Annotated in this window: 18 protein-coding genes; 6 read left to right on the plus strand and 12 right to left on the minus strand. The window is 59.6% G+C overall.

The features are described 5' to 3' along the window. Positions 1-101: 101 nt before the first annotated feature. Positions 102-860 carry a Nif3-like dinuclear metal center hexameric protein gene (locus tag C1896_17685; GenBank protein AZZ46581.1) on the minus strand — a complete coding sequence of 253 codons (759 nt, stop codon included), beginning with the start codon at positions 858-860 and terminating at the stop codon, positions 102-104. A 216-nt stretch (positions 861-1,076) separates the two neighbouring features. On the opposite strand from C1896_17685, the gene C1896_17690 reads away from it, so the two are divergent. Continuing rightward, positions 1,077-2,234 (plus strand): PDZ domain-containing protein, encoded by a 1,158-nt coding sequence (locus tag C1896_17690; GenBank protein AZZ46582.1) that lies wholly within the window; start codon positions 1,077-1,079, stop codon positions 2,232-2,234. Between the two features lie 256 nt (positions 2,235-2,490). On the opposite strand, the gene C1896_17695 is transcribed toward C1896_17690, so the two are convergent. The 11 genes from C1896_17695 to C1896_17745 all read right to left on the minus strand — a co-directional run bounded on the left by C1896_17695 (position 2,491) and on the right by C1896_17745 (position 11,085). Beyond that, on the minus strand, positions 2,491-3,546 hold the full coding sequence (locus C1896_17695; protein ID AZZ46583.1) for a histidinol-phosphate transaminase: 1,056 nt from the start codon (positions 3,544-3,546) through the stop codon (positions 2,491-2,493). 119 nt (positions 3,547-3,665) lie between these two features. Further along, on the minus strand, positions 3,666-4,976 hold the full coding sequence (gene hisD, locus C1896_17700) for a histidinol dehydrogenase (protein ID AZZ46584.1): 1,311 nt from the start codon (positions 4,974-4,976) through the stop codon (positions 3,666-3,668). Between the two features lie 131 nt (positions 4,977-5,107). After that, positions 5,108-5,737: an ATP phosphoribosyltransferase gene (locus C1896_17705; GenBank protein AZZ46585.1), complete on the minus strand. Its 630-nt coding sequence runs from the start codon at positions 5,735-5,737 to the stop codon at positions 5,108-5,110. A 115-nt stretch (positions 5,738-5,852) separates the two neighbouring features. Then, the gene (gene murA / locus C1896_17710; protein ID AZZ46586.1) at positions 5,853-7,118 is read right to left on the minus strand and encodes a UDP-N-acetylglucosamine 1-carboxyvinyltransferase; all 1,266 of its coding nucleotides are present in this window, start codon (positions 7,116-7,118) and stop codon (positions 5,853-5,855) included. A 102-nt stretch (positions 7,119-7,220) separates the two neighbouring features. After that, positions 7,221-7,460 carry a BolA family transcriptional regulator gene (locus C1896_17715; GenBank protein AZZ46587.1) on the minus strand — a complete coding sequence of 80 codons (240 nt, stop codon included), beginning with the start codon at positions 7,458-7,460 and terminating at the stop codon, positions 7,221-7,223. Between the two features lie 99 nt (positions 7,461-7,559). After that, positions 7,560-8,042 carry a phosphate-starvation-inducible protein PsiE gene (locus tag C1896_17720; GenBank protein ID AZZ46588.1) on the minus strand — a complete coding sequence of 161 codons (483 nt, stop codon included), beginning with the start codon at positions 8,040-8,042 and terminating at the stop codon, positions 7,560-7,562. Then, a complete protein-coding gene (locus C1896_17725; GenBank protein ID AZZ46589.1) occupies positions 8,042-8,368 on the minus strand; it encodes an anti-anti-sigma factor in 327 nt (108 codons plus the stop codon). Before C1896_17725 ends, C1896_17720 begins: the two co-directional genes overlap by 1 nt. Next, positions 8,361-9,011, minus strand: coding sequence for a toluene tolerance protein (locus C1896_17730; protein AZZ46590.1), 651 nt, complete (start codon positions 9,009-9,011; stop codon positions 8,361-8,363). The genes C1896_17725 and C1896_17730 overlap by 8 nt, the downstream gene beginning before the upstream one ends. A gap of 10 nt (positions 9,012-9,021) precedes the next feature. Then, the gene (gene mlaD / locus C1896_17735; protein AZZ46591.1) at positions 9,022-9,480 is read right to left on the minus strand and encodes an outer membrane lipid asymmetry maintenance protein MlaD; all 459 of its coding nucleotides are present in this window, start codon (positions 9,478-9,480) and stop codon (positions 9,022-9,024) included. Next, positions 9,480-10,277: an ABC transporter permease gene (locus C1896_17740; protein AZZ46592.1), complete on the minus strand. Its 798-nt coding sequence runs from the start codon at positions 10,275-10,277 to the stop codon at positions 9,480-9,482. The genes mlaD and C1896_17740 overlap by 1 nt, the downstream gene beginning before the upstream one ends. Beyond that, positions 10,270-11,085, minus strand: coding sequence for an ABC transporter ATP-binding protein (locus C1896_17745; GenBank protein AZZ46593.1), 816 nt, complete (start codon positions 11,083-11,085; stop codon positions 10,270-10,272). The genes C1896_17740 and C1896_17745 overlap by 8 nt, the downstream gene beginning before the upstream one ends. A gap of 260 nt (positions 11,086-11,345) precedes the next feature. On the opposite strand from C1896_17745, the gene C1896_17750 reads away from it, so the two are divergent. Genes C1896_17750 through lptB form a run of 5 tightly spaced genes read left to right on the plus strand, consistent with a single transcriptional unit; the run spans position 11,346 to position 14,683 of the window. Continuing rightward, positions 11,346-12,320: a D-arabinose 5-phosphate isomerase gene (locus tag C1896_17750; protein AZZ46594.1), complete on the plus strand. Its 975-nt coding sequence runs from the start codon at positions 11,346-11,348 to the stop codon at positions 12,318-12,320. Continuing rightward, positions 12,321-12,842: a phenylphosphate carboxylase subunit delta gene (locus C1896_17755; GenBank protein AZZ46595.1), complete on the plus strand. Its 522-nt coding sequence runs from the start codon at positions 12,321-12,323 to the stop codon at positions 12,840-12,842. Positions 12,843-12,850: 8 nt separating this feature from the next. Continuing rightward, positions 12,851-13,423, plus strand: coding sequence for an LPS export ABC transporter periplasmic protein LptC (lptC, locus tag C1896_17760; protein AZZ46596.1), 573 nt, complete (start codon positions 12,851-12,853; stop codon positions 13,421-13,423). Then, positions 13,410-13,958, plus strand: a complete 549-nt coding sequence (lptA, locus tag C1896_17765; GenBank protein AZZ46597.1) for a lipopolysaccharide transport periplasmic protein LptA — start codon at positions 13,410-13,412, stop codon at positions 13,956-13,958. The genes lptC and lptA overlap by 14 nt, the downstream gene beginning before the upstream one ends. Beyond that, the gene (gene lptB, locus C1896_17770; GenBank protein ID AZZ46598.1) at positions 13,958-14,683 is read left to right on the plus strand and encodes an LPS export ABC transporter ATP-binding protein; all 726 of its coding nucleotides are present in this window, start codon (positions 13,958-13,960) and stop codon (positions 14,681-14,683) included. Before lptA ends, lptB begins: the two co-directional genes overlap by 1 nt. Positions 14,684-14,806 lie beyond the last annotated feature (123 nt).

The following is a 14,806-nucleotide window of genomic DNA, read 5'->3' on the forward strand; positions in this document are numbered from 1 at the left end:
AATCAGGACGCCTGTTAGATCTAAATGCTCTAGCTTTATGCCGGGCGAAGCCTTCCCTACTTTCCGAATCACACAGCCCCGCAGCCTTCGAAGGCGCCGCGTCACGCGGGATTTGGACAATCGATAAACAGATGCTCGATGGCAAACCGCTTCGCCAGATGTTCACCCAGTGCCTGAACGCCATACCGCTCAGTGGCGTGATGACCGGCGGCGAAAAAGCTCAGTCCGTTTTCGCGTGCGATATGCACCGTGGGCTCCGAAATTTCTCCCGTCAGGTACGCATCGACGCCTGCAGTTACCGCTTGATCGATATAGCCCTGTGCACCGCCAGTGCACCAGGCAATCCGCCTGATCAAGCCAGGCCCTTCAACCATCAGCGGCTCACGCCCAAGCGCAGCGTGAACTCGACGCATGAAATCAGCCGGCGTAAGCGGCGTATCGAGGGCGCCCACAAGCCCGACCGAACGAGGATTATCCGGCTCCAAAGCGCCCTCAATGGTCAACGCGAGCAGGCGCGCCAACTGCACGTTGTTACCCACCTCGGGATGGACGTCGAGTGGCAGGTGATAGGCAAGCAAACTGATGTCATTGCTGAGCAGTGTTTTCAGCCGGCGCTGCTTGATTCCAACTACATGCGGATCTTCGTTCTTCCAGAAATAGCCGTGGTGCACCAGCACCACATCGGCTTGCGCCTCGACGGCTGCATCCAGCAACGCCTGGCTAGCGGTGACGCCGCTGACGATGCGCTGTACCTGCGGGCGCCCCTCCACCTGCAAGCCGTTAGGACAATAATCAGGAATCTTCGCGGCGTTCAGGAAGCGGTCGGATTCATCGACCAGGGTGGTCAGCGCGACAGCCATGCAAGCATCCTCCTATGGGATCAGTGACTAGAAAGCGGCGTTATTTACGAAAAAACAGACGAGACAAACATCAGAAAATGTCGCGGATTAACCGTTCTAGACGGTGCGTTGCAGTTTTGCCGCCGGCAAGGCTGCATTTCACAGCCAGCTTCGTATAATGCCGCCACCTTAAGAGGCGCTCTCGCCTTCCGCAACCTGCTCGGACGTCCCATCGCGATGATCAATGCCCTGCGTTTTTTTGGCTGGCCGTTGCTGGTAGGCCTGCTAGTGGCCCTGCTGATCATTCAGCGCTACCCGCATCTGGTAGGGCTCGGCGCCGAGCCGGAGTACAGCCTGCAGCAAGCGCCGCTGATCGGCATCCCCCAGCAAGGCCCCTACTCCTATGCCAACGCAGTCAGCAGCGCTGCGCCCGCAGTGGCTAATCTCTACACCACCAAGGTGATCGATAGCGCCAGCCAGCCGCCCATGCTCAAGGACGATCCGCTGTTCCGGCGCTTCTACGGGGACAACTTGCCGCGTCAACGTCGCATGGAATCGAGCCTGGGCTCGGCGGTGATCATGAGCCCGGAAGGCTACCTGCTGACCAACAACCACGTCACGGCGAATGCGGAACAGATCGTCGTGGCATTGCGCGATGGTCGGGAGACCCTGGCACGGGTAATCGGCAGCGACCCTGAGACCGATCTAGCGGTGCTCAAGATCGACCTGGCGGACCTGCCTGCGATCACCATCGGCCGCTCGGATGGCATTCGCATCGGGGACGTGACGCTGGCGATCGGTAATCCGTTCGGCGTGGGGCAAACCGTGACGATGGGCATCATCAGCGCAACCGGCCGTAACCAGCTGGGACTGAATACCTACGAGGACTTCATCCAGACCGACGCGGCGATCAACCGCGGTAACTCGGGTGGTGCGCTGGTGGATACTGCCGGCCACCTGATCGGCATAAACACGGCAATCATCTCCGAGTCCGGCGGATCACAGGGCATCGGCTTCGCCATCCCGGTGAAGCTCGCCATGGACGTAATGAAATCCATCATCGAGCATGGCCAAGTCATTCGCGGCTGGCTAGGTGTCGAGGTGCAATCGCTCACACCGGAACTGGCAGAGTCCTTCGGCCAAGCCGGTCGGCCCGGAATCGTTGTTGCTGGTGTCTACCGCGATGGGCCGGCTGAACGCGCTGGTCTGCTGCCGGGCGACCTCATCCTCAGCATCGATGGTGCGCAGGCAAGCGATGGTCGCAGTTCAATGAACCAGGTTGCCCAGGTGCGACCCGGGGACAAAATCGATATCGACATTCTGCGCAACGGCAAGCCGCTGACGCTGACGGCCGAGGTGGGCATGCGACCACTGGTGGAGAAAGCTCCGCAATAACCCGCTCGTTCGGCCGAGCAATCAAGCGGGGTGCGTACTCGACGCTCAAGCAGGCCTAGGCTTTGCGTCCTCAGTGAGGCGAGAACCGTAGCGGTAATTCAACTGAGCCAGAGAGGCCACTGTAGGGACGAAACACTCCTGCCCGGTCTATGCCGAGCAGATTGTTCGGGGACGGCGATACGATCAAACTGGCCGCTGCTACCACCGACGCCGGAGATAGCAGCTGCATGTGACTGGACGCTTGCAGCGCGCCGGATTAGCCGATGTGCTTTAGCGCATCGAGTAATGCCTGATTCTGCTCCGGCGCCCCGATAGTGATCCGCAGAAACTGCTCGATGCGCCCCTGCTTGAAGTGCCGCACGATAACGCCGTGTTCGCGAAGCCCGGCTGCCAGCGCAGCGGCGTCGCGCTGCGGATGCCGGGCGAAGATGAAGTTCGCTGCCGAGGGCAGCACCTCAAAGCCTAACGCCTGCATCGCAACGGTTACGGCTTCGCGACTGGCGATCACCTGCTGGCAGGTTTGCTCGAAATAAGCGCGGTCTTCGAACGCAGCCGCAGCGCCGGCAATGGCGATGCGGTCCAGCGGGTAGGAGTTGAAACTGTTCTTGATGCGCTCCAGAGCCTCAATAAGATCCGGATGCCCTACTGCAAGCCCCACACGCAGCCCTGCCAGCGAGCGAGATTTGGATAATGTCTGGGTAACCAGCAGGTTCGGGTAACGATCCACTAATGCGATTGCCGACTCACCGCCGAAGTCGATATAGGCCTCATCGACCACAACGACCGAATCGGGTTTTTTCTGCAGCAGCCGCTCGATGGCCTCAAGCGGCAGCAGGCAACCTGTCGGCGCGTTGGGATTGGGAAAAATTATTCCCCCGTTTGGCCGAGCGTAATCGGCCACCTCGATCTGAAACTTGTCATCCAGCGCGATAGCCTCATGGGCGATGCCATACAGGGCGCAATAGACCGGGTAGAAGCTGTAGGTTACGTCGGGAAACAGCAGCGGCTTGCCATGCTGGAAGAGCCCGTGAAAGACGTGGGCCAGTACCTCGTCCGAGCCATTGCCGACGAAAACCTGGTCCGGCCGGACGTGATAGTAATCAGCGACGGCGCGCTTGAGTCGCTCACCGTTCGGATCCGGATACAGCCGCAGGTTGTCGTTCAGCTCAGCCTGCATCGCTGCGAGCGCCTTGGGCGACGGCCCGTAGGGGTTCTCATTGGTGTTGAGCTTGACCAAATTGGTCAGCTTCGGCTGCTCACCGGGCACATAGGGAACTAGCTCTTTTACGAAGGGGCTCCAGAATTTGCTCATCCGCCCTTCTCTCCTCAGAAAATGATCGATTGCCGCCGGGGGAGTCGGTCAGGCGTTCCCTACCGGTCGGGTTGGCAAGACAAAACAAGCGAAGCCTCATTCGCTCCGCTTGGTTACAGCTACCCCTTGATTCGGTACTCGGCGCTGCGTGCGTGAGCGGTAAGAGACTCACCCCGCGCGAGTACCGAGGCGACCTTGCCCAGTTCGGATGCACCTTCAGCCGAACAGTTGATGATCGAGGAGCGCTTCTGGAAATCGTACACGCCCAAGGGTGAGGAGAATCGCGCAGTGCCCGAGGTTGGCAAGACATGATTCGGCCCAGCGCAGTAATCGCCCAACGCCTCGGCCGTGTAACGCCCCATGAAAATCGCTCCCGCATGTCGAATCTGCGGCAGCCACGCATCGGGATCAGCCACTGATAGCTCGAGGTGCTCGGGCGCGATGCGATTAGCGACATCAATCGCCTGCTGCATGTCAGCAACCTGAATCAATGCCCCACGCCCCTGCAGCGAGGCGCGAGCGATTTCGCTACGTTCAAGGGTCGGCAGCAAACGGGAGATGCTTTCAGCGACTCGGTCGAGGAAAGCTGCATCCGGACTGACCAGAATCGACTGCGCATCTTCGTCGTGCTCGGCCTGGGAAAACAGATCCATGGCGATCCAGTCGGGATCGGTCTGGCCGTCGCACACCACCAGAATCTCGGAGGGGCCGGCGATCATGTCGATACCGACTTTGCCGAACACGTGGCGCTTGGCCGTCGCGACATAGATGTTGCCTGGCCCGACAATCTTGTCGACTGGCGGGACGCTTTCGGTTCCGTAGGCCAGCGCAGCGACAGCCTGAGCCCCACCGATGGTGAATACCCGATCGACGCCAGCGATGCACGCGGCAGCCAGCACCAGCTCGTTGATTTCACCGCGCGGAGTGGGGACCACCATCACGACCTCCGGCACCCCTGCAACCTTCGCAGGGATGGCGTTCATCAGCACTGACGATGGATACGATGCCTTGCCACCTGGCACGTACAGGCCCGCGCGATCAAGTGGCGTGACTTTCTGACCAAGCACGGTGCCGTCAGCTTCGGTGTAGGTCCAGGAGTCCTGCTTTTGCCTTTCATGATAGAGGCGGACACGTTCGGCGGCAGCTTCCAGCGCTTGGCGCTGGGCCGAGCTGATCCGTGTAAGCGCCAGCTCAAGCCGCTCACGCGGTAGGATCAGGTCAGCCATGGAGGCGACTTCAAGGCCATCAAAACGCTGGGTCAGCTCCACCAGGGCGGCATCGCCACGCTCGCGGACGGCCTTGATAATCTCCAGCACCCGCTGATTGACAGCATCATCGGACACGCTTTCCCAGCTCAACAGATGATCCAGGTGTCGCGCGAAATCGGGATCAGCTGCATTGAGTCGGCGGATGTCGATGGGAGCGGTCATAACGGGCCTCATGAAGGGATGAGTACAGCGATAGTCAGGCGCCCTAGACTAACAAGCCGACCGCGCGGGCACCTGGATATTTAGGCTATGACGCGGATAGGCTGGCCGGCCGTGTACCGCCGGGCCGTTGATCACTCGTGGTGGGCAATGGCGCTCTGGAGCGCGTCGATCAGGGCCTGGATGCGCGCATGCTGCATCTTCATTGAGGCCTTGTTGACCACCAGGCGCGAGCTGATCATGGCGATCAGTTCCTGGGGCTCCAACCCGTTGGCGCGCAGCGTGTTACCGGTGTCGACGACGTCGATAATCTTGTCTGCCAGCCCCACCAGAGGCGCAAGCTCCATTGAGCCGTAGAGCTTAATGATATCGACCTGCCGCCCCTGCTCGGCGTAGTAGCGCTTGGCGACATTGACGAATTTGGTCGCAACCCGCAGACGCCCCTTGGGCTCTGCTGCACCGACCTTTCCGGCCGTCATCAACTTGCAGTTGGCGATCCGCAGGTCCAGCGGCTCGTAAAGCCCTTGCCCGCCGTATTCCATCAGCACGTCCTTGCCCGCGACGCCAAGGTCCGCGGCGCCGTGCTCGACATAGGTCGGTACATCCGTGGCACGCACGATCAGCAGACGCACATCGTCTTGCGTAGTCGGGATGATCAGCTTACGGCTTTTTTCCGGATTCTCGGTGGGGACGATACCGGCGGCGGCGAGCAGCGGCAGCGTATCGTCGAGGATGCGGCCTTTGGACAGGGCGATGGTGAGCATGAACGGTTTATTCCTTGAAGCCTATTGATGGCGACCTTGGCATCGGCCCGGGCAATTGCAGACCTCGGCGGTGGGCTGCCAAAATCGAGCCGGCAACCCTAGCCTATTCCCTCAGTTAGCCCGGTACGCGGCGAATCTTGGCGCCCAGCAATTGCAGCTTTTCCTCGATGCACTCGTAACCGCGGTCGATGTGGTAGATGCGGTCGATCAATGTATCGCCCTCAGCCACCAAGCCCGCGATGACCAGGCTCGCTGACGCGCGCAGGTCGGTCGCCATGACCGGAGCACCCTTAAGCTTGGGCACGCCGGTCACGATAGCGGTATTGCCCTCGACAAGAATCTGCGAACCCATGCGATTCATTTCGTAAACGTGCATGAAGCGGTTCTCGAACACCGTCTCGATAACCGTCCCAGTGCCTTCAGCGATCGCGTTCATGGCAATGAACTGCGCCTGCATATCGGTCGGAAACGCAGGATAAGGCGCTGTGCGAATATTTACCGCTCTGGGCCGATTGCCCTTCATGTCCAGCTCGATCCAGTTGCTCCCGGTGTCGATGTGGGCACCGGCCTCTTCGAGCTTGTGCAACACCGCCTCGAGCAGCGTCGCATCGGTGTCCTTGAGCTTTACGCGTCCGCCAGTGGCGGCAGCGGCCACCAGATAGGTGCCCGTCTCGATGCGGTCGGGCATCACGCTATAACGGCCGCCACCCAGGCGCTTCACACCGTCGATGGTGATGGTGTCGGTACCGGCGCCGGATACTTGTGCACCCATGGCGTTGAGGAAGTTGGCCAGGTCGACCACCTCCGGCTCACGCGCGGCGTTCTCCAGCACGGAGCGGCCATTGGCCAATGCCGCCGCCATCATGATGTTCTCGGTACCGGTCACGCTGACGATATCGAAGAAGAAATGTGCACCGCGCAGGCCGCCAGCTGGCGCCTTGGCCTTAATGTAGCCGCCTTCGACGTCGATCTTCGCGCCCATTGCCTCCAGACCACGTATATGCAGATCCACCGGACGCGAGCCGATGGCACAACCGCCGGGCAGGGCCACCTCGGCTTCGCCGAACCGAGCCACCATTGGCCCCAGAACGAGAATCGAAGCACGCATGGTCTTGACCAGCTCGTAGGGCGCGACCAGCGTCTGGATGCTGCTGGCGTCGACTTCAACGCTGAGTTTTTCGTCGATGACCGGTTGCACGCCCATGCGGCCGAACAGCTCGATCATGGTGGTAATGTCGTGCAAGTGTGGCAGGTTGCAGACGGTCACTGGAGTATCGGCCAGCAAGGTAGCGGCCAGAATCGGAAGGGCCGAGTTCTTGGCGCCGGAGATGCGGATCTCGCCGTTGAGGCGGGCACCGCCGGTGATGATCAGTTTATCCATGAATGTTCCCGTAACCCGCAGGCTCGAAGCACTGGCGAAGAAGAGCCGCGCACGACTTTATCGGTCGCACACAGACTGAGAGATGCCTGTTATGACTGGCGATCAGCCACGCGCAAGCCAGTCGGCACGACTGAAGAATTTCATCGTAACGGCGTGGATGCTACCGTCGGCGATCCACGGATTCAGATGAGCATAAATCTGTTGCTGACGCTTGACCGGACTCATGCCCGCCAATTCGTCGCTGATCACATTCAATTGGAAGTTGCAGCCCTCGCCTTCGACTTCCACCTGAGCGCCTGAAAGCTTCTCTTCCAGAAAATTCTTAACTTCTACGGCCTGCATGTTCAACCTCGATCGGCGCCGGACGCGCACGGCCGGTCATCATACAAAAAAGCCCGGAGGCTGCGAACCCCAAAGCCGCGCTGACTGACGAAGCTGCATTCAGTCGAGCGTTTCGGCATCGGCGTCGCGCCGCTGCGGATGTCGGCTGCTGGGCGCCACCGCGGGGAAACGAGATGACGCGAAGCGCACCACCAGAATAGCCACCGCCAGCAGAAGGATCGCTCCGGAAATATAGACGACACCCATATCCGGACGGTGGTGGTGCGAGACGTCGGAGATCAGCAGCCGGGTCAACGCGGTGATTGCGACATAGATCAAAAAGCGCACCGGCATATGGTTGGTCTTGAAGTAGATACCCACCATCGCACCGAGCTCGAGATAGATGAACAGCAGCAGAATGTCATCAACGCTGATGCTGCCTTTCTCGACCATGCCTAGAAACGCAACCAACCCAGCCCAGGCGGTGACGGCACCGATCGCGAACAGCGACAGGTAGTGAAAGGTCTCGACCAGAAGATTACCCAACGACTCAGCGGCCAAGTGCACCTTGGCCCGCGTCGCTTCCGCCCAGCGCAGCAACATTACACAGCTCCTTCTGTTTCGTCCGCCAGCGAAAGAACATCCAGCAAACCGGATACCCGCGCTAGGTCCCGCATGTCAGCGGGCAAACCAGTAATAACAAGCTCATCGCCCTGTTTCTGCACATCCCGGGTGAAGGCCAAAAGCAAAGACAAGCCGACACTACTGGATCGTTCAACCTCGGAGCAATCGACCAACACGCGCGTGCCCTTGGCCTGACGAATCAGCGCCTGCCCCTGCCGACGCAAGGCTGGGCCGGACTGGTAGTCGAGCACGCCCGACAGGCGAATCTCGCCGTCAGCGCCCCGCTCAACCCGTCCGTCACTCATCGCCCGCCGCCCGTTGACCCGCCTCGGTGTCCTTGGCTCGCGCCACTACCTCGGCCCAACCATCGATGGTCTTATCCAGATCGTCATTGTTCTTCTGCATCGAATCGGCAAATTGATCTCGGAACAGCTTGCCGATATTGATTCCATTGATGATGACGTTGCGAACCATCCAAACCCCATCATGATTGACCATGGTGTACGACACGGGATAAATCTCGCCCTGACGACCCGTTACTTCCATACCGACACTGGTGCGCTCCGGGTCCTGCTTGCCACTGGCGGGAAGGACCTTGATCTGCTGATTGTTGTATTCCAGCAGTGCATTTCCGTAGAACTGCATCAGGCTGCGTTTGAAGTTTTCCTGAAAGCGTGTGATCTGGGCAGGGCTCGCATTACGCGAGTACTTCACGGTCATGATGCTCCGTGAAATTCCTTCGGCATCCACCACCGGCCCCAGAATATTGTTGAGCGACTCGTAAAATGCGCTCGGATCCTGCCGGTACTGCTCCTTGTTCGCCTTGAGATCAGCAAGCAATTCATCAGTGGTGCGCTCAATCACTTCATGGGCGCTGGGCGCCGCCTGAGCCAGGAGGGGAAAGGCAGCCAGCAGCACCAGCAAGCCGCGACGCAGGGCAGTCATCATGGGTTGCACCTCACTCTTTATTAACCGAATTGAGTAGAAACTTGCCGATCAGCTCTTCCAGCACCAGCGACGACTGGGTATCGCGGATCGTGTCGCCGTCGCCGAGTGTTTCCTCTTCGCCACCGACGCTGATGCCAATGTATTTCTCGCCGAGCAACCCGGCAGTCAGGATAGAAGCGGTGGAGTCGGTCGGCAGGATGTCGACGTCTTTCTGAACTTCCAGGGTGACACGGCCGGTATAGCTTTCGCGATCCAGATCGATCGCCGTCACCTTGCCGATGGTCACACCAGCCATGGTGACCTTGGATCGGACACTCAAACCGGCAATATTGTCGAAATAGGCGTACAGCTTGTAGGTATCGGTACTGGCGACGTTCAGACCGCTGACCCGCAGCGAAAGCAGCAGCAAGGCCAGAACGCCCGCCAACAGAAACAGACCAACACCTATTTCCAGGGTGCGGATACGCATCAGAAATCTCCAAACATCAAGGCGGTCAGAATAAAGTCGAGACCGAGTACTGCCAACGAGGCGTAAACCACGGTTCGGGTGGTGGCGCGACTGATCCCTTCGGACGTCGGTTCGCAGTCGTAGCCCTGAAATACCGCTATCCAGGTCACCACGACGGCAAACACCATGCTTTTGATGACGCCGTTCAACACGTCGGTAGAGAAGGTGACACTGTTCTGCATGTTGGCCCAGAACGAGCCTTCATAGACGCCGAGCCAGTCCACCGCAACCATGGCGCCGCCCCAGATGCCGACGACGTTGAAGATTACGGTGAGCAATGGAAGCGATATGAAGCCGGCCCATAACCGCGGTGCAACGATGTACTTCAACGGGTCGACACCGATCATCTCCAGGCTGGACAGCTGCTCGGTGGACTTCATGTTGCCGATCTCGGCCGCCAGCGCCGAGCCCGCACGACCGGCAAACAGCAATGCTGTGACCACTGGTCCCAATTCGCGCAACAGTGTCAGCGCCACCATCTGACCCACGGCCTGCTCGGAGCCGTAGCTGCTGAGAATGCTATAACCCTGAAGCGCAAGCACCATGCCGATGAATACTCCCGATACCACTACGATCGCGAGAGACAGCACGCCAACCGAATACAACTGCCTGATCAGTAGAGAGAATCGACCGTCCAGCCCGCTGGGGCCGAACAATGCGTGAAAAAGAAACAGCGTCGCGCGCCCCTGAGTCGCGACCACGTCCATTCCAGCCTCGCCTACCCGGCGGACACGCTCGATCAAAGAACGCTTACGCATCTGAGCCTCGCAAAAGATCCTCGGCATAGGCCGGCGCCGGAAAATGGAACGGTACCGGACCATCCGCGGCCCCTTTCATGAATTGCCTAATCCGCGGATTGGTCGATTCGTGAAGCTCCGCTGGCGTCCCCTGCCCCAATACCTGGGCGTCGCCCACCACGTAGATGTAGTCAGCGATGCTCGCGGTTTCGGCCAGGTCGTGGGAGACCACGATACTGGTGATTCCCAGCGCGTCGGTTAGCAATCGAATCAGCTGTACCAGAACGCCCATTGCAATGGGGTCCTGCCCCGCGAACGGCTCGTCGTACATCAGGATCTGCGGGTCGAGCGCGATCGCACGCGCCAGCGCCACCCGCCGTTTCATTCCTCCAGACAGCTCTTCTGGCATCAGCTCGACTGCCCCACGCAAGCCAACCGCCTGCAGTTTCATCAGCACGATGTCGCGAATCATCTCTTCGGGCAGCTTGGTGTGGACGCGTAGCGGGAAGGCGACGTTCTCGAACACATCGAGATCCGTGAACAAGGCGCCGCTCTGGAACAGCACACCCATCTGCTTGCGCATGTCGAACAACTCGCGACGCGACAGCGTCGGCAAATTAGTTCCAGACACCCAGACTTCACCGTGGGTCGGTTTGAGTTGGGCGGCGATCAGGCGCAGCAAAGTCGTCTTGCCACAGCCGGAAGGGCCCATGATGGCCGTGACCTTGCCGCGGGGAATGACAATGTCGACGTTGTTGAAAATGCTCCGCTCACCGCGCTTGAAGGTCACACCCTTCAGCTCGACGGCGTTAGCGTTGGCGGCGCTCATCGGATCTCCTCGGATACAGCTTGCGAATCAGACGCCCCCCGTTCTTTCGGAGATACTTCGCAGAGCCGTTTTTGGCGGCGCGAACTATAGCACCGCGCCATGGGCGTCCCAAGCAGGTCTCTGTATCGTTGCATGAGCGAGCGCACATTCGTTCAGCCTGGGTTCAGCTTCAAACGCGACGATCCGCGCCACGCTTTTCAGTGAGTGGCGTCCGGTTTACCGCTATAATCCCGCGTTTTCATTCAGGCGATGACCCAGACATGAGCCAGAGCAGCCAGTTGATCGAGACTGCCCAGCGCACCATCCGCATGGAAATGGAGGCGGTGGAACAGCTCAGCACACGCATCGATGAACACTTCGTCAAAGCCTGCGAACTGATCCTTCAGAGTAAGGGCCGAGTCGTCGTCGTCGGCATGGGCAAGTCCGGGCACATCGGTAACAAGATCGCTGCCACGCTCGCCAGCACTGGCACCACGGCGTTCTTCGTACATCCGGCCGAGGCCAGCCATGGCGACATGGGAATGATCACGCATGATGACGTGGTGCTGGCGCTTTCCAATTCGGGAACCACCAGCGAGATCGTCACCCTGCTGCCACTGATCAAGCGCCTCGGCATCACGCTGATCAGCATGACGGGCAATCCCGAGTCAGTGCTCGCAAAGGCGGCGGAGGTCAACATCGACGCGAGCGTCGCCATCGAGGCCTGCCCCCTGAACCTGGCACCAACTTCATCGACCACCGTCAGCCTGGTACTGGGTGACGCGCTGGCGATTGCGCTGCTGGAAGCGCGCGGCTTTACTGCCGAGGACTTCGCCTTCTCACATCCGGGCGGCGCTTTGGGCAGACGCCTACTGCTGAAGGTCGAGCATGTGATGCACGCCGGTGATCGCCTGCCGCTGATCAATCGTGGCACATCCCTCCGCGAGGCTCTGCTGGAAATGACCCAGAAAGGACTTGGGATGACGGCCGTGGTAGAGGCAGACGGCCGCCTGGCGGGGATATTCACTGACGGCGACTTGCGTCGTACGCTGGACAAGGGCATCGATGTTCGTCAGGCCAGCATCGATCAGGTCATGACACTGCACGGTAAGACCGCTCACTCCGACATGCTTGCGGCCGAAGCACTGAAAATCATGGAAGACAACAAGATCAACGCGCTCGTGGTGGTTGATGAAAACGACCGACCGATTGGCGCGTTGAACATGCACGATCTGTTGCGCGCAGGAGTGATGTAAGTGAACGACTTGTTACGACGTGCCCGCGACATTCGCCTGGCCATATTCGATGTGGACGGCGTGCTAACTGACGGCAAGCTGTACTTTCTTGTCGACGGCAGCGAATTCAAGACCTTCAATACCCTGGACGGCCACGGCATCAAGATGCTGATCAACTCCGGCGTACGCACCGCGATCATCAGCGGCCGCAAGACGCCTGTGGTTGAACGCCGGGCGCAAAACCTAGGCATCCAGCACCTTTATCAGGGGCGTGAGGACAAGCTCGTGGTGCTCGATGAATTGCTCGGCGAACTCGGTCTCGACTACGCCGAGGTCGCCTATCTCGGCGATGACCTGCCGGACCTGCCAGTGATTCGCCGGGTAGGCCTGGGCATGGCGGTCGCCAGTGCCGACGCGTTCGTTCGTCAGCATGCTCACGGCGTCACCACCGCCCGTGGTGGCGAGGGCGCGGCACGAGAATTCTGCGAACTGATCATGCGGGCCCAGGGCAGCCTCGAAGCCGCTCAGACCGCTTACCTCTAGAGGCATCCATGCTAAGCAGACTCCGCTTCCCCGTCATTCTGCTATTGATCGCTCTGCTTCTGATCGCGATTGGCTACTGGAACATTCGTCCCGAGAGCTTCATGCAGGACGCACCAGCGACTCAGGGCAAAGAGTCGCCCATCGACTTCTACGTCACCAACTCCCGTACCGTGCAATACCAGCCGGACGGCAAGCGCAGCTATGAGCTGACTGCCGAAAAGGTGGAGCATATCAAGGCCAGCGATATCAGCTTGCTGACCCGCCCCGACCTTCGTTCCTTTCGAGGTTCCGAGCTGCCGTGGCATGTAACCAGCGAGCGCGGCGAAGTGGGCCCGCAAGGCGAGGAAGTCGAGCTGATCGATAACGTCAGGATCGAACGCAATGACGCCAAGGGCCGTCCGACGATCATTACCACCAGCAGGATGACGGTGCTCCCCGAGAAGGATTATGCCGAGACCGGCCAACCCGTTAGAATCGTCGCCGCAAACGGTGTAACGACCGCTACGGGCATGAAAGCGTATCTAGATGAAGGCAGGATGCTCCTGCTATCCAACGTAAGAGGCCAGCATGAGCTGCGTTAAGACCCTCCCCTTTTTGATCGGTTTGACTATCTTCCTGCTCGGTTCGAACGCCCATGCGCTCCCAGAGGACCGCAACCAGCCTATCCGTGTGCAGGCCGACACCGCCGAACTGGACGACCGACAGGGCGTAGCCGTGTATCGCGGCGATGTTGTCATCACCCAGGGCACCATGAAAATTACTGGCGACACGGTCACCATCACCCAGGACGAAAACGGTGATGTCGAGGTTTTCACCGCCATCGGCAAGCCGGCCTACTACGAGCAAAAACCAGCAGTAGACAAGGAAATCGTCAAAGCCTATGGGCTAACCATCCAGTATTTCGCCGCGAACGAAAGGATCGTGTTGATCGACCAGGCCAAGGTCGTGCAGGAAGGCAACACTTTCGAAGGCGAAAAGATCGTCTATGACACCCAGCGGCAGATCGTCAATGCTGGTCGCGCCACCAATACCGACGTCACCACGCCACGCCCTCGTGTGGACATGGTCATCCAGCCGCGTAATAAAGAACAGCCGGCAACGGAGCAGACCGAGTAATGGCAATTCTCAAGGCCCAGCATTTAGCGAAGAGCTATAAGAGTCGTCAGGTCGTGCGTGATGTCAGTCTGTCCATCGAAAGCGGACAGATCGTGGGCCTGCTGGGCCCAAATGGTGCCGGCAAGACCACCTGCTTCTACATGATCGTCGGCTTGGTAAAAGCGGATCAGGGCCGGGTCCTGATCGACGACCAGGACGTGACGCACCTGCCCATGCACGGCCGAGCCCGAGCCGGTATTGGCTATCTGCCGCAGGAAGCCTCGATCTTTCGCAAGCTGTCGGTGGCCGACAACATTATGGCGATCCTGGAAACGCGCAAGGACCTTGATCGCGGCGGTCGGCAACAAGCCCTAGAAGGCCTGCTGCAGGAATTTCACATTCACCACATCCGCGACAGCCTCGGCATGAGCCTGTCCGGTGGCGAACGACGCCGCGTCGAGATAGCCCGCGCCCTGGCCACCGCACCCAAGTTCATTCTTCTTGACGAACCCTTCGCTGGCGTCGACCCGATCTCGGTCGGCGACATCAAGCAGATCATTCATCACCTGAAGGCCAAGGGCATCGGCGTACTGATCACCGATCACAACGTCCGCGAAACGCTGGATATCTGCGAAACCGCTTACATCGTTAATGACGGTCAATTGATCGCCGAGGGCGACGCCGAGACCATCCTGGCCAACCAGCTGGTCAAGGAAGTCTATCTGGGGCACGAATTCCGACTTTGAAGTTGTTTTTTCTGCCCGGACGAACCTACAGGGCTAGGCAAAGGCTTCATTGGCAGGCATATAATTTGCTTACACGGGCGCGCGGCGCCAGCGAAATCGGAACAGGCGCGGTTGCGCCGGCAA

Source organism: Pseudomonadaceae bacterium SI-3 (assembly GCA_004010935.1).
Classification (GTDB): Bacteria; Pseudomonadota; Gammaproteobacteria; order Pseudomonadales; family Pseudomonadaceae; genus Stutzerimonas.